We start from the raw sequence: 13,366 nt of genomic DNA, 5'->3' as shown, positions 1-13,366 counted from the left end.
CTTTCAAGCTTTGACGGATTCGCCCGTGGCGGCCGCGTAGCCGGCGCGGTAGCCGAAAACCATTGCCGGACCTATGGTTCCGCCCGCGCCGCCGTAGGCGCGACCGGTCGCGCCGGCCATGGCGTTGCCCGCGGCGAACAGCCCGGCGATCGGTTGACCGTTGACGTGCAGCACCCGGCCGTCGGGGTCGGTGCGTGGGCCGCCCTTGGTGCCCATCGACCCGATACTGATCGGCACCGCGTAGAAGGGCGCGGTGTCGATGGGTCCCAACGTCTTTCCGGCCAGCGTCGTGGCGCGTTCGTCACCCCAGTAGCCGTCGTAGGCGCTGGAGCCGCGGCCGAAGTCGGGGTCCGCGCCCGCGGTCACATTGCGGTTCCACTGTTCGACGGTGGCCGCCAATCCGTCGGCGTCGATGCCGGTCTTGGCGCTCAGTTCGACGAGATCGGCCGACTCACAGAACCAGTCCGGAACCGCTTCGCCCGGCGCGACACCGAGAAAACCGTACTCGCGCAGGTGAATCGAGTCGAAGACCATCCAGGCCCGGTCATTGACATAGCCCTTACCCGGGTGCAGGTACTGGAACGCGCCGGCCATCGAGTTGTACTCACCGGCCTCGTTGACGAACCGCCGACCCGTCCGGTTGACGATGATGCTGCGGGGGCGGGTCCGTTCCAGTCGCACGCTGCGGCTGCGTTGCCTGCCCTCGATGGTGTCGTCGGGGATCTGCACGATCGGCACCCACCACGCCTCACCCATGTTCGCCAGGTCCGCCCCCAGTGCCATCGCCATCCGCAACCCGTCGCCGGTGTTGTTCGGCGGCGACACGGCGCCGTGCATCGGCCCACGCAGAAAAGCCTGCGCCAGCAACGGATCCCATTCGAAACCGCCGGTGCCCAGGATGATCCCGCGGCGCGCGCGAACGTCCATGGTCTGTTCCGGTCGGGAAACCCGCACGCCGACAACACCGTCGGCGTCGGTGATGAGTTCGGTGGCCCGCGCGCTGGTGCACGGTTCGACCCCCATCTCCAGCAGGCCCTTCAGCAGCCCGGCGATCAGCGCGGTCCCGGCCACACAGACCTCGCCCTGCGCGTCGACGTCGGCGTGCAGACGCGCCCGGGTTTCGGCGTCGAAACCCACATTCGACCAGTCGGCCGGGAAGGCGGTGATCCGGGTCGCCCAGTCACCCAGCTGACTGAGATCGAAGGGCGCCGCACCCAGCGAACGGCCGCCGGCGGGCTGGCCGCCGGGCAGCTCGGGCTGGTAATCGGGAAAACCCGCCGCGACCTCGAAACGCAGAGCGCTGTGCGACTCGACGAAGTCCAGCATCGACGGACCGGTCCGCACGAACGTCTCCACCAGTTCGTCGTCCATCGAACCGAACGACTGAGCGTGCAGGTACTGCAATGCGTCCGCAACCGTCAATTCCCGGTCGGGACAACGGTTGTGCGCCGGGATCCACGCGATGCCACCGGACACCGCGGTGGTGCCGCCGACGGTCGCCGCCTTCTCGAAAACCTGCACCGAGGCACCGGTGGCCGCCGCGATCAACGCGGCCGTCAAGCCGGCGGCGCCGCTGCCGAGCACCACGACGTCGTACTCGTCGTCCCAATTGTGTTCTGGCATAACACGTGTCCCTTCAGCTCAACAGCGTGGACAACTTCTGCGCGGCCCGGATCACCGCGTCCTTGCCGCGCATCACCACTTCTTCGCGGTGCGAGATGAGGTTGATGCAGGTGGGCGGCGACGGCGCCGGCCGGTGCACTGCCACCGCGAGGCCGTAGGTGTTCGGTTCGATCTCCCCGTGAGTGGTCACCCAGCCGCGCTGACGTGCGCCGGTCACCAGCTCCCGTTCTCCCGGCCGGGGCGGCATGCTCGCGAGCAGCGCGATCCCCGCCGCGCCGCGGTCCAGCGGATACCGGCTGCCCTCGTGGAACGCCAGCTGATAGGGCACCTGGGTCGGCACGATCACCGCCAGCGCGACCTGCTCCTCGGCCTCGGCCACCAACAGCGACACGGTGGTGCCGAGCTCGTCGGCCAACCCGCGCAGCGTCGGCAGGCACAGCTGGCGCACGTTGTGGTCGAAAGATGCGCCGAGGGTGGCCAGACCCGCCGCGGGCCGATAGCGGCCGTCCTCACCCTTGGTCACCAGCCGGAACTGCGCCAACGTGGCCAACAGCCGGTAGGCGATGGTTCGGTGCACACCGACCTGGTCGGCGACCTCCTGCATGGTGAGCCCGGTCGGCGACGCCGCGACCAACTGCAGCGCGGTGAGGCCCCTGGCCAGCGTCTGCGAACCCGTCACGGTCTTGACAGACCTTCGCAGGAAAGCCAAGCTCTATAAATAACGCACATTAGCGTGCGATATTAGCACATAAAATTCTGCGGAAGGAACCGTGGCCGAGTTCGAAAGCGTGTGGAGCGACCTGCAGGGCGTGCCCTTCGAGCAGGGGTACCTCGACGCCGAAGGGGTACGCACCCGCTATCTGCGGGCGGGCGACGCGAGCCAGCCCGTGCTGATCCTGCTGCACGGTTCCGGGGGTCACGCCGAAGCCTATGTCCGGAATCTGGCCGCGCACGCCGAGCACTTCTGGACCTGGTCGATCGACATGTTGGGGCACGGATACACCGACAAACCGGGTCACCCGCTCGAAATCCCGCACTACGTCCAACATTTGATGACCGTGGTACGCACGATCGGTGCCGACCGGATCAGGCTCAGCGGCGAGTCGTTGGGCGGTTGGGTGGCCGCGCGCGCCGCGATCGACCACCCCGACGTCATCGAGCGCCTGGTACTCAACACCGCGGGCGGTTCCCAGGCCGACCCGGCGGTGATGAAGCGCATCATCACCTTGTCGATGGCCGCCGCCGAGGATCCCACCTGGGAGACCGTGCAGGCGCGGATCAAATGGCTGATGGCCGACAAGACCAGGGATTACGACGACCTGGTCGCCAGCCGGCAGCGCATCTACCGGCAACCGGGCTTCGTGGCCGCCATGCGCGACATCATGGCGCTGCAGGATCCGGAGATCCGGGATCGAAACCTGTTGGGGCCGAATGAATACGGCGCCATCACCGCGCCCACGCTGGTGCTGTGGACCAGCGACGACCCCACCGCCGACGTGCCCGAAGGCCGACGCATCGCCTCGATGATCCCCGGCGCGCGCTTCGAGGTGATGCCGGGGTGCGGTCACTGGCCGCAGTACGAAGACGCCAAGACCTTCAACCAACTGCACATCGACTTCCTGCTGGGCCGCTGATGGATGGCACCGGACCGGCTCAGGACGGCGTCGAGAACTTCGACGTGCTGGTCGTCGGCGCCGGCCCGGTCGGTCTGACCCTGGCCAATATCCTTGGCCTGCAAGGTGTTCGCACATTGATCGTCGAGGAACGCGCGACCCTGATCGACTATCCCCGCGGCGTGGGGCTGGACGACGAAGCGCTGCGCACCTTCCAGTCGATCGGACTGGTGGACCAGGTGCTTCCGCACACCGTGCCCAACCAGATCCTGCGGTTCTACGACCGCAAACGCCGGGTGCTCGCCGAAATGGCGCCGCCGGACGCGCGATTCGGCTGGCCCAAGCGCAACGGCTTCGTGCAACCACTGGTCGACGCCGAATTGCTGGGCGGTCTGGCACGATTCGAACATGTGCAGGTGCGCTGGGGACACCCGATGATCTCTTGCGCGCAGACCGACGATTCGGTGACCGCCGAACTCGGCGGCGGGTCGATAGTGCAGGCACGCTATGTCGTCGGCTGCGACGGCGGGCGCAGCGCCACGCGCGGCATGATGGGTGTGTCCTTCGACGGCACCACGTCACCCACCCGTTGGCTGGTCGTCGACATCGCCAACGACCCGTTGGGCCACCCCAACAGCGAGGTCGGGGCCGACCCGGAACGTCCGTACGCGTCGATCTCGATCGCGCACGGAATCCGCCGGTTCGAGTTCCTGATCCACGCCCACGAAACCGACGAACAGGCGGAGGATCCGGCATTCCTGACCCGGATGCTGGCCCGCATGGTGCCCCACCCCGATCGGGTCGACGTGATCCGTCGCCGGGTCTACACCCACCACTCGCGCATCGCCGGCGCCTTCCGCAGCGGCCGCATACTGCTGGCCGGGGACGCCGCGCACCTGATGCCGGTGTGGCAGGGACAGGGCTACAACAGCGGCATCCGGGACGCCGCGAACCTGGGCTGGAAACTCGCCGCCGTGGTCAACGGTCAAGCCGGGGACGCCCTGTTGGACAGTTACGACGTGGAACGACGCAAGCACGCGCGGGCGATGATCGATTTGTCGACCATGGTGGGTCGCGTCATCTCACCGACGAATCGCCGGGTCGCCACCGCGCGTGACGTGCTGATCCGATCGGCGTCGGTGGTGCCGACCCTCAAACGCTATGTGCTGGAGATGCGGTTCAAGCCGATGCCGCGCTACGAACAGGGCGCGGTGGTGCATTCGAAGTCCGTTGGGCAGCAGTTGGATTCGCCGGTCGGCACGTTGTTCATCCAACCTCGGGTGGATACCCGCACGCAGCAGAACGTCCTGCTCGACGACGTGCTGGGGTCCTGGTTCGCGGTCCTGTGCTGGAACAACAACCCGCGCAGCATCCTCGGCGAGCGCGCCTTCGCGGACTGGAAGGCGTTGGGCGCCCGCTTCGTAGCCTTGCGGCCGCAGACCCAGCTGCACTGGGCCGGGCACGACGACCCCGACGTGCTGGTGGTGGGGGACCGGTCCGGCGCCCTGAAAGCCTGGTTCGACGTGCACGAGGAATCGGTGGTCTTCTTGCGCCCGGACCGGTGCATCGCCGGGGCGTGCATCGCGCAACGCTCACCGGAGTTGAGTGCCGCCCTCGTCGACGCGCTCGCGCTGACACCGCGAGGAGGTGAAGTCGACAGTGCCACTGGCTCTTTGCTGTATGTCCCACAGCCCGCTGCTGAATCTACCGGGGCCGCCGCGGGATCTGCTTGACGAGGTCGAAGCCGCGATCGCGCAGGCACGGGATTTCGTCGCCGACTACGACCCCGAACTCGTCGTCGTCTTCGCCCCGGACCACTACAACGGCTTCTTCTACAAGGTGATGCCGCCGTTCTGTATCGGGCTGCAGGCCAACGGGATCGGTGACTACGGCACCCATTCCGGACCGTTGGACGTCGCCGAGGACATCGCCGGTGGATGCGCGCGGGCCATCCTCGGCGCCGGGGTCGACATCGCGGTGTCGACCAGCATGGACGTCGACCACGGCACCGTCCAGCCGCTGGAGAAACTGTTGGGCAGCGCCACCGCCTGTCCCGTGATCCCGGTCTTCATCAACGCGATCGCGGTGCCACTGGGACCGTTGCACCGGTGCCGCGCCTTGGGCACCGCGGTCGGCGATTTCGCGGCTTCGCTGGACAAGCGGGTGTTGCTGGTCGGGTCCGGCGGGCTTTCCCACAGCCCGCCGGTGCCGACGTTGGCGACGGCCGCCCCGGCGGTGCTGCAACGGATCGTGCACGGCGAACCGATGACCACCGAACAGCGCCAGGCCCGGCAGACGCAGGTCATCGAAGCGGCCAAGAGCTTCGCCGGCGGAGACAGTGACCTGCAGCCCCTCAATCCGGCGTGGGATCACCGCTTCCTGGACCTGTTGGACAGCGGGCACCTGGCCGATCTGGACCAATGGTCGAACTCGTTCGTGACCCACGAGGGCGGCAGTTCGGCACACGAGATCCGTACCTGGATAGCGGCTTTCGCAGCACTGGCGGCCGCGGGCCCCTATCGCACCTCGCTCCGTTACTACAAGCAGGCCGCCGATCTGATCGCCGGTTTCGCCATCCGCACGGCGGTGCCGGCGTGAACTCGGCTGCGGACGACTTCGACCACCAGGTGGACGTGCTGGTCGTGGGATCCGGCGGTGGCGGCATGACGGCCGCGCTCACCGCGCACGCGTCCGGACTGGACGCGCTGGTCATCGAGAAGTCACCGCAATTCGGCGGATCGACCGCACTGTCCGGCGGAGGCATCTGGATCCCGGGGGCACCCGCTCAACGCAGGGCGGGCTACTCGCCGACACCGGATGGCGTCGTGGAATACCTGTGCCGGATCACCGACGGACTGGTCAGCGACGCACGGCTGCGGCAGTACGTCGAGTCGGGACCGCGGATGCTGGAGTTCCTGGAAGAACTCAGTCCGTGGCTCGAATTCGTCTGGAAGCCAGGCTATGCCGACTACTATCCGGAGCTGCCCGGCGGATCCGAGCTCGGCAGCACCATCAACGTGCCGCCGATCGACCTGCGGGAACTTGGTGACGACGAGCAACGGCTGCTGACGCCGTTGGCGTTGGCGCCCAAAGGGATCTGGCTGGGTCCGAAGGAATTGCGGTCCTTCTACCGGATCCGGCAGTCCTGGGAGGGCAAAGGGGTACTGCTGAAGCTGATCTCGCGGATGGTCCGGGCCAGGGTCCTCGGTGAGCGGATGGCGGCGATCGGTCAGTCGCTGGCGGCCCGGTTGCGGCTGGCAATGAAGGACCGCGGGATCCCGCTGTGGCTGGACACACCGATGACCGAATTGCTCACCGACGCCGACGGATCGGTGATCGGTGCGGCCGTGGACCGCGGCGGCGAGCGGTGGCGCATCGGGGCCCGCCACGGAGTGATCCTGGCCTCGGGCGGCTTCGACCACGACATGGCCTGGCGCAAAGAGCATCAACCCGTCGTCGACCAGGACTGGAGTTTCGGCAACCCGGCCGCCACCGGCGACGGCATCCGCGCCGGCCAGCAGGTGGGCGCAACCGCCGATCTGCTCGACGAAGCCTGGTGGTTCCCGGCCATCCAATGGCCGGACGGGCGAATGCAATTCATGCTCAACGAACGGATGATGCCCGCGCAGTTCATCGTCAACGGCGCCGGTGAGCGTTTCATCAATGAGGCGGCACCGTACATGGATTTCGGTCACGCGATGATCGAAGGCCAGAAATCCGGCGTGACGCACATCCCGTGCTGGTTGATCACCGACCACCGATCCTTCAACCGCTATGTCGTCAGCGGTCATCTGCCGATCCCGAAGGTGCCGGGAGCCCCGGTGCCCACCGGACGCAAGGTGCCCGCCGCCTGGCTGGAATCCGGCGTCGTCAAGGCCGCATCGTCCTGGGAGGATCTTGCCGACAAGATCGGTGTTCCGGCACAACGACTTCGGGCCACCGCCACCAGGTTCAACGACCTCGCCCACCGGGGACATGACGACGATTTCAACCGCGGCGACAGCGTCTACGACAACTACTACGGCGACCCGACGCTGCCCAACCCGAACCTGTATCCGCTGGGCGAGCCGCCCTATTACGCATTCCGCATCGTGCTCGGGGACCTGGGCACCTCGGGCGGACTGCGCACCGACGAGTTCGCCCGGGTGCTGCGTGCCGACGACACCGTGGTGCGCGGACTCTATGCCGTCGGGAACGTCTCCGCACCGGTGATGGGACGCAGCTACGCCGGCGCCGGCGCCACGATCGGACCCGCCATGACTTTCGGTTTCGTCGCGGCGAAACACGTTGCCGCACAAGCCTTAACTAATACCCCAAGATCCTATAGGAGGTAACATGAAAATATCCCTGTTCTACGAGTTCGCCCTGCCGCGGCCGTGGGTGCCCGACGACGAGCGCCAGATGCTGCAGGACTGCCTGGACGAAGTCGAGGCCGCGGACAAGGCGGGGTTCTCCACGGTCTGGCTCACCGAGCACCACTTCCTCGAGGAGTACTGCCATTCCACCGCGCCGGAGATGTTCTTGGCGGCGGCCAGTCAGCGCACCAAGGACATCCGGCTGGGGTTCGGCATCATGCATCTGCCGCCGGCGGTCAATCACCCGGCCCGGGTGGCCGAGCGCATCGCCACCCTGGACCTGATCTCCAACGGGCGAGTCGAATTCGGCACCGGCGAGTCCTCTTCAGTGGGTGAGCTCGGTGGGTTCAACATCGACCCCGCCGACAAACGCTCACAGTGGGAGGAGGCGCTCGAGGTCTCGATCCGCTGCATGGTCGAAGAACCGTTCTCCGGCTTCAAGGGCGAGCACATCGAGATGCCGGCCCGCAACGTCATTCCCAAGCCGCTGCAGAAGCCGCACCCGCCGGTCTGGGTTGCCTGCACCCGGCCGGCCAGCGTGCAGATGGCGGCCCAGAAATGTATCGGCGCACTGAGTTTCGCCTACACTGGCCCGGGGCCACTGACCGAGCGGGTCAACGGCTACTACAAGGAGTTCGAGGAGAACGGGGTGCCGATCACCCCGCAGATCAACCCGAACATCCTGGCCATCGGAGGCGACCTGTCGATGATGGTCGCCAAGACCGACGAGCAGGCGCTCGAGCGCCTCGGCAAGGGCGGCGGGTTCTTCTCGTTCGGCATCATGCACTACTACATGACCGGTGTGCACACCCCGGGGCGTACCGGGGTCTGGGAACGCTATCTGGAAGAGGTCGAGAAGGACCCCACGCTGGCCTACGGACCCGGCCGCGGTGCGATCGGCTCACCGGCCACCGTGCGCGAATTCCTGCGTGGCTACGAGGAAAGCGGCGTGGACGAGATCATCCTGCTGCTCAACCCGCGCAGCCATGAGGGAACCATGGAGTCCATCGAGTTGATGGGCAAAGAGGTGCTGCCGGAGTTCATCGAACGTGACCGCAAGGCCGTGGCCGACAAGGCCACACGGCTGGCGCCGATCATCGAGAAGGTCGAGGCGCGACGGCCCGAATCCACCATCCCGCCGTTCGACGAGCACTACTCGTTCGGCGGCCTGCCGACCGGACGGGGCGGAAAGTTCACCGCCAGTGAGATTCCCGAGGCGATGGCCGAGATCAACGAGGGCCGCGTCCAGGCGGCGCAACGGCTGAAGGAACAGGGCAAGTGAGCTGAGGAGTTGACCCGAATCGACGAGCTGTGGCGTTACGACGGTCGTCACACCGTGGTCACCGGGTGCGCGTCGGGCATCGGTGCGCATGTCGTGCACCAGCTCAGCGAACTCGGCGCCCGGGTCACCGGGCTGGACCGGCGACGGCCCGCTGCCGAGCTCGATGAGTTCCACGAAGTCGACCTGGCCGATCCCGCCTCGATCGACGAGGCCGTCGCGTCCATCCCCGGACCCGTCGACGCCCTGTTCAACGTCGCCGGTGTCTCGTCGGGAATCGGTGACCCGCAACTGATCGTCACCGTCAACTTCCTCGGTTTGCGGCATCTGACCGAAGCGCTGCTGCCCCGGATGCCCGCGGGGGCATCGATCGTGAGCGTGTCGTCGCTGGCCGCAGCGGGCTACCGCGAGCATCTGCGTGATGTCGCGCCCCTGTTGCGCACTCCCACGATGCGGGATGGCATCGATTGGTGCGCAAGGCATCCCGACGCGTTGGGGACCGGCTATCAACTGTCCAAGGAAGCGCTGATCCTGTACACCATGCGTAGCGCCGTGGAGCTCGGCGCGCGGGGCATCCGGATCAACTGCACCGGACCAGGTGTCACCGAGACTCCCATCCTCGACCAGCTCCGCACCGCCTACGGGCCGCAATTCCTCGACGACATCCCCAAGCCGCTGGGACGGGTCTCCGATCCGGCGGAACAGGCCGCGGTGCTGCTGTTCTTGAACAGCCGCGCGGCAAGCTATATTTCGGGCCAAGTCGTGTGGGTGGACGGCGGGAACATCGGCGCTGCCATCGCCCGTGAACTCGAGGAAGGACGACCTTGATGGCCACCATGGCCGAATTCCGCCGCGTTGCGGCCGATCTGAGCAATTGGGGCCGTTGGGGCGACGACGACGAGCTGGGCACCTTGAACTTCATCACCGCCGACAAAATCCGGCAGGCGGCCGGTCTGGTCCGGCACGGCAAGGTCTTTCCGCTCGGAGTGGACTTCGGGTCGTCGGGGCCGCAAGGAGCATTCGGGTTCCGGCACAACCCGATTCACGTGATGACCGTCGACGGGGGTGACGCGTATACCCTGACGCAATACGGTCCCGGCTGGAAACAGAACCCGACGGCCGATCAGCTGAGCAGCTACCTCGCCGACAATCCGTTCCGCTTCAACGACGACATGATCATCATGCCGCTGCAGGCCGCCACTCAGTGGGACGCGTTGTCTCACGTGTACTACGAGGACCAGCTGTACAACGGGTTTCCCGCCGGCTCGGTGACCAGTCTTGGGGCCTACCACTGCGGCATCGACAAGGTCGACGTCAAGGGCATCACGTCGCGCGGGGTGTTGCTCGATGTGGTGCGCCATCGCGGCGCGGAGGTGTTCCTCGAACACGGAAACCCCATCACGCCAGAGGAACTGGACGAGGTGGCCCGTGCGCAGGGCGTCACGATCCAGAGCGGCGACATCGTGCTGGTCCGAACCGGCTGGTGGACAAGGTTTCTGATGACCGGGGACAAGGTCGAGCCCTATTCGGGACTGGACTGGCGTTGTGCGCAGTGGCTGCACGACAACGAAGTTGCCGCCGTGGCCGCCGACAACCTTCAGGTCGAGGACCCGGTTTCCGGTGTCGACGGTCTGTTCCTGCCTTTTCATCTGTTGTGCCTGCGTGACATGGGCCTGATGCTCGGCGAGTATTGGGATCTCACCGCGCTGGCGGCCGACTGTGCCACCGACGGCGTCTACGAGTTTCAGCTCATCGCTCCGCCGCTGAGATTCACCGGCGCCGTGGGATCTCCGGTCAACCCGATCGCGATCAAGTGATGGAAGTTCATCGCCGAACCGTCGAGGTCGACGGGCTCGTCACGAGTTATCTCGAGGCGGGACAGGGTGATCCGGTGCTGTTGCTGCACGGCGGTGAGTTCGGTGCCAGCGCCGAACTGGGTTGGGAGCGCAATATCCCCGCGCTGGCAGCAAGGTATCGAGTGCTGGCGCCCGACCAACTCGGGTTCGGTCAGTCCGCGAAGGTCATCGACTTCGTCAACAGCCGGGCGATGCGCATCCGGCATGTGGCCCGGTTCTGCCAGGTGCTGGGGATCGATTCGGCGCATTTCGCCGGAAACTCCATGGGCGCAATCAATCTGCTCACCGACGCGACGTCGGAAACGCCGCTGCTGCCGGTGCGCAGCATGGCGATCATCTGCGGCGGCGGGGAGATCCAGCAGAACCACCACTTCGATGCGTTGCAGCAGTACGACGCGACGCTGCCGGCGATGCGCAACATCGTCGAGGCGCTGTTCTGCGACCCCGGGTATCCGGCCGACGAGGACTACGTGTGGCGGCGCTACGAGTCGAGCACCGCGCCAGGGGCATGGGAGGCGGTGGCCGCGGCACGCTTTCGCCGGCCCAATGCCGCGCCGCCGGCGACGCCGTCGAGCGCGCGGGCCTATGAGCGCATTGGCGTGCCGGTATTGGTGGTCGAAGGCGGCGCCGACAAACTGTTGCCATCCGGTTGGGCCGCCGAGATCGCCGGGCAGATCACCGGCGCTTCATCGGTGATCGTCGACAACGCCGGTCACTGCCCGCAGATCGAGCAGCCGTCGGTGGTCAACGAATTGCTGCTGGACTTCTTCGACTGCTACGCGAGGTAGTCCAACCGCGTCATCATGCCCGCGTGCTGGTGATAGGTGTTGTGGCAGTGCAGGACCCAGGTTCCGGGGTTGTCGGCGGCCAGGACGGCGCGCATCTTCTGCTTGGGCAGCACGATCACCGTGTCCTTGCGGGCGCCCAGTGTCCCGTCCGGTCGGACCACCTGAAAAGTGTGCCCGTGCAGATGAATTGGGTGATACATCATGGTCGGGTTGTCGAACGTCAGGGTCGGCCGCTGCCCCTCTCGAATGTGCAGCGGTTCGGTCCTGCTGTAGGGCTCGCCGTTGATGGTCCAGTCGTACTTGGCCATCGTGCCGCCGAGTACCACCGGCAAGTCCAGGTTGCCATCGGGTCGGCCGAGGTTGACCGACGTTGCCGCAATGAACTTGTCGACGGTGCCGACCCGCCGGTCGAGTTCCTGCGGCCTGAACTGGGGATCCGGCGGACCGCCCTTTCCGGTGGAAAGCAGCGCGCGAGCCACGGCGTTCTTGCCTTCGGCGGCCGCGACCAGCGGGAACACCCCGTCTGCTGCGGTCACGACGACGTCGTAGCGCTCGGCCATGCCGATTAGCAATGCGTCGACCTGCATCGGGATCACCGGATAGCCATCGGTGTGGGTGACCGTCATCGAATGTCCGGCCAGCGCCACGCGGAATGCGGTGTCGGACGCGGTGTTGATGAAGCGGATCCGGATTCGCTGGCGCGGCTTGGCGGTGAAAGTCGTTGCGGCTTCCGGAATTCTGCCGTTGATCAGGTAGTAGGGGTAGGCGATGTCCCCGGCGTCGCCACCGAGCAGGGTACTGCTGCCGACCGCTCCGGAGGCCGGCATTCCCGGCATCCCGCTGGTCGGACTGGCCGGACTGGACGAGGTCGTCGAGGTCGTCGAGGTCGTCCGGGTAGTCGTGGTGGGCGAACGGGTTGGTGTGGTCGAAGCCGACGGTGATGTGGTGGCGGGCGACGGTTGCGGCTGCATCGGCGGCTTGTTCGGGTCGGTCAACGCGTCGTAGAGCTGCTGCGGGGACTTGCCGACTCCGTCCGTCCAATCATCCAGGACGACAATCCATTCCGCGTCGTACTGGCCTCGCTCGGTTGGATCGTCGACGATGAACGGCAAATAGAGGCCTTTGTCGGCGTCGAGACCGGTATGGGGATGGGCCCAGTAGGTACCCGAGTTCGGGACGGAGAAGCGGTAGGTGAGGTCTCGACCGGCCGGGATGTTCGGGGTGGCGGGCTCGGCACCGTCCATGTCATTGCGGATCGCGATGCCGTGCCAATGCACTGACGTCGGGCGGTCGAGTTTGTTGGCGACCGACACGACGACCTCGTCGCCGATGTTCGCCCGGATCAACGGTCCCGGGATGGTGTCGCCGTAGGCGAACGTGTCGACGATCTTCCCGCCGATATCGACCTTGGTCGCCTGCGGGGCCAAGGTCACCGTCACCGTGCGTCCACTGTGCGGGCGGGCGGCCTCGGCTGCGGCGATGGCATTCGACAGAGGCGAGCTTGCCGCCCTCGGCCGTCCGCAGGCCACTACCGCAAATCCTCCGGCGATACCGGCGGCGATGAACCCGCGCCTGGTCAGCGGTACCGGCATTGACAGCTCCTTGTCTGCGTCCACTCGAGTGGGGTTTTTCGGAATGCGCCTTCCACCCTGCTCAGGTAGGGCGGACATCGCAACTTGCGTCGGTGCGTGACCCGCGCACCGTCGGCGTCTCATGATCTTCGGTCATTCCGTGATCTTTGCGCCTCGCGGCTGCGACTTCGAAATGGCAACATAGCTCCGGTCGGCGGTAATGTTCGCCGTGAGCGAAACTGTCTGCGCCGCTTGCATTCTGCTCTCGGCCGCGCCCGAAG

General features: G+C 66.5%; 11 protein-coding genes. 8 read left to right on the top strand and 3 right to left on the bottom strand.

Going from position 1 to position 13,366, the window contains the following annotated elements:
• Window positions 1–3: 3 nt before the first annotated feature.
• The gene (locus tag AC5Y47_RS08460; RefSeq protein WP_499943473.1) at window positions 4–1,623 is read right to left on the bottom strand and encodes an FAD-dependent oxidoreductase; all 1,620 of its coding nucleotides are present in this window, start codon (window positions 1,621–1,623) and stop codon (window positions 4–6) included.
• A gap of 13 nt (window positions 1,624–1,636) precedes the next feature.
• Entirely contained in the window at window positions 1,637–2,302 is a 666-nt protein-coding gene (locus tag AC5Y47_RS08455; protein WP_499943472.1) for an IclR family transcriptional regulator, read from the bottom strand.
• 91 nt (window positions 2,303–2,393) lie between these two features.
• Here AC5Y47_RS08455 and AC5Y47_RS08450 point away from each other — a divergent pair, with 91 nt between their 5' ends.
• From AC5Y47_RS08450 to AC5Y47_RS08415, 8 genes are read left to right on the top strand one after another with little or no spacing between them, the layout of a single operon-like run.
• Window positions 2,394–3,257, top strand: coding sequence for an alpha/beta fold hydrolase (locus tag AC5Y47_RS08450; RefSeq protein WP_499943471.1), 864 nt, complete (start codon window positions 2,394–2,396; stop codon window positions 3,255–3,257).
• On the top strand, window positions 3,257–4,969 hold the full coding sequence (locus AC5Y47_RS08445) for a bifunctional 3-(3-hydroxy-phenyl)propionate/3-hydroxycinnamic acid hydroxylase (protein WP_499943470.1): 1,713 nt from the start codon (window positions 3,257–3,259) through the stop codon (window positions 4,967–4,969). The genes AC5Y47_RS08450 and AC5Y47_RS08445 overlap by 1 nt, the downstream gene beginning before the upstream one ends.
• Window positions 4,917–5,834, top strand: a complete 918-nt coding sequence (locus AC5Y47_RS08440) for a 3-carboxyethylcatechol 2,3-dioxygenase (protein ID WP_499943469.1) — start codon at window positions 4,917–4,919, stop codon at window positions 5,832–5,834. Before AC5Y47_RS08445 ends, AC5Y47_RS08440 begins: the two co-directional genes overlap by 53 nt.
• The gene (locus AC5Y47_RS08435) at window positions 5,831–7,570 is read left to right on the top strand and encodes an FAD-binding protein (protein ID WP_499943468.1); all 1,740 of its coding nucleotides are present in this window, start codon (window positions 5,831–5,833) and stop codon (window positions 7,568–7,570) included. The genes AC5Y47_RS08440 and AC5Y47_RS08435 overlap by 4 nt, the downstream gene beginning before the upstream one ends.
• Window position 7,571: 1 nt before the next feature.
• Window positions 7,572–8,873: an LLM class flavin-dependent oxidoreductase gene (locus AC5Y47_RS08430; protein ID WP_499943467.1), complete on the top strand. Its 1,302-nt coding sequence runs from the start codon at window positions 7,572–7,574 to the stop codon at window positions 8,871–8,873.
• 9 nt (window positions 8,874–8,882) lie between these two features.
• Entirely contained in the window at window positions 8,883–9,698 is an 816-nt protein-coding gene (locus AC5Y47_RS08425; RefSeq protein ID WP_499943466.1) for a coniferyl-alcohol dehydrogenase, read from the top strand.
• A complete protein-coding gene (locus tag AC5Y47_RS08420) occupies window positions 9,698–10,687 on the top strand; it encodes a cyclase family protein (RefSeq protein WP_499943465.1) in 990 nt (329 codons plus the stop codon). Before AC5Y47_RS08425 ends, AC5Y47_RS08420 begins: the two co-directional genes overlap by 1 nt.
• Window positions 10,687–11,514 carry an alpha/beta fold hydrolase gene (locus AC5Y47_RS08415; protein ID WP_499943464.1) on the top strand — a complete coding sequence of 276 codons (828 nt, stop codon included), beginning with the start codon at window positions 10,687–10,689 and terminating at the stop codon, window positions 11,512–11,514. Before AC5Y47_RS08420 ends, AC5Y47_RS08415 begins: the two co-directional genes overlap by 1 nt.
• Here the strand turns inward: AC5Y47_RS08415 and AC5Y47_RS08410 are convergent.
• Window positions 11,502–13,106 carry a multicopper oxidase family protein gene (locus AC5Y47_RS08410; RefSeq protein ID WP_499943463.1) on the bottom strand — a complete coding sequence of 535 codons (1,605 nt, stop codon included), beginning with the start codon at window positions 13,104–13,106 and terminating at the stop codon, window positions 11,502–11,504. The two genes, AC5Y47_RS08415 and AC5Y47_RS08410, sit on opposite strands and share 13 nt — an antisense overlap.
• Window positions 13,107–13,366: the final 260 nt, after the last annotated feature.

Source organism: Mycobacterium sp. NGS22 (assembly GCF_059813095.1).
This window is presented reverse-complemented; position numbering and strand designations above follow the sequence as displayed.

What these genes read in the sequence shown, in the direction of transcription:
- AC5Y47_RS08460 (WP_499943473.1), bottom strand. Translation starts at nt 1,623, where the DNA reads ATGCCAGAACACAATTGGGACGACGAGTACGACGTCGTGGTGCTCGGC.
- AC5Y47_RS08445 (WP_499943470.1), top strand. Translation starts at nt 3,257, where the DNA reads ATGGATGGCACCGGACCGGCTCAGGACGGCGTCGAGAACTTCGACGTG.
- AC5Y47_RS08440 (WP_499943469.1), top strand. Translation starts at nt 4,917, where the DNA reads ATGTCCCACAGCCCGCTGCTGAATCTACCGGGGCCGCCGCGGGATCTG.
- AC5Y47_RS08430 (WP_499943467.1), top strand. Translation starts at nt 7,572, where the DNA reads ATGAAAATATCCCTGTTCTACGAGTTCGCCCTGCCGCGGCCGTGGGTG.
- AC5Y47_RS08420 (WP_499943465.1), top strand. Translation starts at nt 9,698, where the DNA reads ATGGCCACCATGGCCGAATTCCGCCGCGTTGCGGCCGATCTGAGCAAT.
- AC5Y47_RS08415 (WP_499943464.1), top strand. Translation starts at nt 10,687, where the DNA reads ATGGAAGTTCATCGCCGAACCGTCGAGGTCGACGGGCTCGTCACGAGT.
- AC5Y47_RS08410 (WP_499943463.1), bottom strand. Translation starts at nt 13,106, where the DNA reads ATGCCGGTACCGCTGACCAGGCGCGGGTTCATCGCCGCCGGTATCGCC.